This window comes from Hymenobacter terricola (assembly GCF_017921975.2).
In the GTDB taxonomy this organism is placed as follows: Bacteria; Bacteroidota; Bacteroidia; order Cytophagales; family Hymenobacteraceae; genus Hymenobacter; species Hymenobacter terricola.
The window spans coordinates 1-3,980 of the sequence record NZ_JAGEMO020000168.1 but is presented as its reverse complement, the minus strand read 5'-3'; the positions used below and the strand labels follow the sequence as shown (position 1 = coordinate 3,980).

5 protein-coding genes are annotated in these 3,980 nt (G+C 52.8%); all 5 read right to left on the bottom strand.

Features of this window, described 5'->3' with window-relative positions; translation table 11 throughout:
• Positions 1 to 629: MobV family relaxase (mobV, locus tag J4G38_RS28045; RefSeq protein WP_226164102.1), on the bottom strand; the 629-nt coding region annotated here is incomplete at its 3' end.
• Between the two features lie 200 nt (positions 630 to 829).
• A complete protein-coding gene (locus J4G38_RS28040) occupies positions 830 to 1,117 on the bottom strand; it encodes a hypothetical protein (RefSeq protein ID WP_210522203.1) in 288 nt (95 codons plus the stop codon).
• Positions 1,118 to 1,514: 397 nt separating this feature from the next.
• Positions 1,515 to 2,246 carry a DUF6193 family natural product biosynthesis protein gene (locus tag J4G38_RS28035; protein ID WP_210522202.1) on the bottom strand — a complete coding sequence of 244 codons (732 nt, stop codon included), beginning with the start codon at positions 2,244 to 2,246 and terminating at the stop codon, positions 1,515 to 1,517.
• Positions 2,247 to 2,249: 3 nt separating this feature from the next.
• On the bottom strand, positions 2,250 to 2,906 hold the full coding sequence (locus J4G38_RS28030) for a RepA protein (protein WP_210522201.1): 657 nt from the start codon (positions 2,904 to 2,906) through the stop codon (positions 2,250 to 2,252).
• A gap of 284 nt (positions 2,907 to 3,190) precedes the next feature.
• On the bottom strand, positions 3,191 to 3,980 hold a 790-nt coding region (locus J4G38_RS28025; RefSeq protein ID WP_226164100.1), incomplete at its 5' end, for a plasmid recombination protein.

Here is a 3,980-nt window from a genome sequence, read left to right as displayed (position 1 = left end):
GCCGGCTCTGGCTTGGTCAGCGTGGCCAGCTCGCCCCGGCTTCGCTCCTGGGCCCCGTAGACGTGGCGCATGACCTCGTGCTTGGCCCGGCTGTGCTCGACCCCCCGCTCCATCCCAAACGGCTTCATGGCCTCGGCGTACTCGGTTTGCAGGGCGCGCAGGGTTTTGGGGTTGAACACGTCCTTGGCCGACAAGCGGCCGTCGGCCGTGAGGGGCACCACCACGGCGTGAAAATGGGGCGTTAGCTCATCTTGGTGCAAGGTGCAGCTCACCACATTTTGCCCCCCGAACTTATCTTTCAGAAATGCAATATTGGCCTCGGCCCACTTGCTGCCGTGCCAGTCGTGCGGGGTTCCATCGGCCTGGCGCTTGAACGCCTCCGGGCTGGCAGTCAGCAGCACCTCCACCCCGCGCACCGAATCAGGCCGGACTTTGGCTCCGGCCTCCTGAATGCGCTCGGTGGCCAGCTCCCAATAATTGCGCTCGGCCGTGTTAACGTACTCGTGATTCATCGGCTTGCGCTCGGTGTCCGCGTTGGGCGTTTCGCGCAGCCGATAGTTGTGGGCAGTCTTGGCCGCGCCCGCCTGGGCGGTCTTAATCTTGGCAACTCGGCAAATGGCGTAGGGCATGGGGCAGTGGGGAAAGGGGCTAGATGCTGCGTAGGGCTGGCTGCAAGCCCCACACCGGACGCAGTCCGGTATAGTGGGTTATACCGTTGTTTTTCTCGCGCAGTTTTGGGCCTCTTGTTTACGATAATTACTTACGCTAACGGGTCTTTTTCAGGGTACATGTTGGGTAAAACTTACGCTTATCACTTACGCTAATACCCTTATTTACTCTTTTGGATGCGCTTCATTCGGGTGGCCTGGGCGTTCATTTCCTGCTGCTCGTTGTACTGCACCTTTTCGATAATGGAGTTGTGAGCTACCCCGGCCCACCCCTGCACCAACGTCCGCAAACGACCGAACGCCTCGGCTGCCGGCAACCCCTCAACCTGGACCAGTGCTTCCGTAGCCGACCGCCCAACCGCGACCAATTTATCCGCTAAATACCGCTCGTCCCCGCTTGCTGGCTTCCCCCATGCCTCGCCCTTTTTGATGAGCTGGTGCTGTACCACCCGGCACGAGGTTGAGCAGAATTTACCCCCTCGACGCTTCGGCTCATAGTCCTTCCCGCATTTTTGGCACTGCACTATCATAGGCGAAAATACAAAATACTCCCCGTTCCGGGGATAGGTTTTCTTCGGCATTCTCCCCGCCGCGCTGTCTGCCTCTTGCTTCCCCACTGCCCCCAACAGCGCGGCGGGGAAAATGCCTGAAAACCTAAAAAACCACTTAGCAGAGGGCGAACCTTCAACGCTAAGTGGTCTTCAAGCTGGGCCAATAGAGGGCGAACCTTCAACGCTGGCTTGCGCGTTTGGGGGCTGTTTTATTCCTGGCCGGTTGCTCCTCAGCAGAGCCGGTTACGCTTCAAACAGCCCCCAAACTTAAGTCCTTTTTCCCTTTTGTTTTGCCTTAATCGACAAAATTTTCCGCTGTCCCTTTGACTGCTGGTTTAATATTTAGGGGCAAATTAGCTTTGACAATTGCCAGTGCTTCCCTTGCATTTCCACGCCCTGCTATCTTATTACCAGGTAATCTAACTTCATACTTATGGCCACCAAATACGCTCTTACCAATTGGGGTAATTGTTGGGGTGTCATAGGTGTAAGGATACCCTGTGCATCTACTAAAGCAGAGCGTAAAAAGGCTGGTGAATGGAAATAGCTTACTTAGAACTTCATCGTTTATTGCTAGGTCAACAAAGGCTTTTAAATCTGCTCTCGAATCGTCAGATTGTATGCGTGCCCAAGTGAATTCAACTTCTCTGTTTTCATCGAAGGCGATTGCTTTATCACTTGGATTGATGAAGGAAAATGCTGCTGACAACTCTTGCATTGTCACGTCTTTACATAACCAAAAGTCAATGCACTTGGCAAGGTCGACCAAGTTATTGGTCTGTCCATGAGCTAAACAAACGCCCTCCTTCCAAAAGTCAGGTAAGTAGAGTCTCTCTTTAGCTGCGAGATAAATTTGGGAGAACTTTTTGCCTTTTTCAACTACTGAATAAGTAACAGGCATTCTACCTAACGAACTATCAGACAGAATTGATAGGCAAGAATCCAACTTGATAAATTCTGCATTTAAAGCGTTACCTAATCCACCAGCTGCGTCTAGTTCAGGATACATGATATTGTGGGTTTCCATAGCTTAAAGCCCGTTTTTGTGGGCTACTTGCTTAAGTTCTTCGAGTGAGAGATAGGGGTTCAATTCTAACTCAAGTTGAGTAGGAAATTTATTGGTTATCTGCTTCTTGATGTATGACTTAGCGAATGTTATTCGGTTGCCATTGAACATAATAGCGGGATTTATAAAATAGAGACTAGATTCTTGACTACGAGCTATAATAGATGCTTCTAGTAGTTCAGCTAGACCACTTAAAATATTGCCTCTAGTCTTATAGCCAGTATGCTCTAGGCACTTTGAGTGCATGAAGTGAACACTCGTTGCCCCTGGCTTAAGTTGGTCACATATATAAAGCCAAACCTTTGTACCTCTTGTACTTAATCCGCTTACTTGGGCTACCCCTTTGCGGAATAGTTTGGTAAATTCCTCTTCATCGACCTCAACCTGACGCACGAATGCTGCTTCTCCGTGCTCTGTACCTAATCCATCAACGAGCATTAGGTGAGATTCACCTCCACGGCTCTTAGGTCTAATGGCTTGACGCTTAACGGAAACCTTCATTTCCGCTACCACTTGCTCTAGAAATGGATTTTCGCGGTTAGAAGGGTAGTCTGTGAGCTTTTTATACCACTTGTTAGAGTCGGGTGCATGGTCTTCAAGGTCAGTGCTGGAATGGCTCATAGTTGTATCTGAGAAGGGAGAAACTAAATGGTCTTGTTGTAGAATTGCCCCTCAAACCTACAACATTTTGTTTAACAAACCTAAAATGATTTGTTGTAGGTTTACTACCGTTTTCTACAATGAAAAGTGGGGTTAGCTAAAACGAGATTTGCATTTATTAAAATACGACCTTCCGACCAGTCAATGAGTTACGTATTTCTGCTCTTAACTCTTCAAAATGGGTGCTTCAAGCGAAGCGAAAAGCACCCATTTTGAAACTCGTTGAACGGCCCGTTAGAGCGGATTTACTTCATGCTTATTCCACCCCCTCGGCTCTGGCCCTTACTCTGCTCCTGGTCGCGTTGCGCGGTGCGCTGCACGGCGTGGTCGTAGGCTTCCTTCATCGACACTCCGCCCGGCTTCAGTTCGGCCAGCTCGAACCGGCTGCCGGTGGCCGTGTGGCGCAACTCGCCCTGTCTGGTGGCCGCGTCCTCCCGGTAGGTATACCCTGGGAGCTTTTTTAGTTGCTCGGTCAAGTCCTCGACTTGGCGAATAGGAGCCTTTAGGGCCTGCTGAACGTGTTTTTCGGTTTCCACCTGCACATTAGCGCGGGCCTGTCGGGCGTGCTCCAGCACCTTCTCTGGTAGGGGTTCACCCTGCAAGACCTGCACGGCCGCGCGGGTCCAAGCCCCCTGGTACAGTTCCCTCCGCCCGATTTCCTTCGTTTTCGTGCCCTCTACGCTCGCCAACTGCCGCACTAAGGTCTTTTCCCGGTCTTTGGCCCCGGCACTGTCCTGCGCGATGCTGGCCGCCTTGCTGGCTCGTTCGTTTGCGGCGGCGAGCTGCCGGGCCAGCTCCGCGTTTAGCCGCGCCTCCTGGTCGGCCCGCCACTTGCTCAGGTTGACCAGGTCCAGCCCGCTTGGCCCCTCGATGCTCAGGCGCGTGGCCGGCTCTGGCTTGGTCAGCGTGGCCAGCTCGCCCCGGCTTCGCTCCTGGGCCCCGTAGACGTGGCGCATGACCTCGTGCTTGGCCCGGCTGTGCTCGACCCCCCGCTCCATCCCAAACGGCTTCATGGCCTCGGCGTACTCGGTTTGC

Coding starts and splice junctions, on each gene's coding strand:
- J4G38_RS28035 (WP_210522202.1), bottom strand. CDS start 2,246: ATGGAAACCCACAATATCATGTATCCTGAACTAGACGCAGCTGGTGGA.
- J4G38_RS28030 (WP_210522201.1), bottom strand. CDS start 2,906: ATGAGCCATTCCAGCACTGACCTTGAAGACCATGCACCCGACTCTAAC.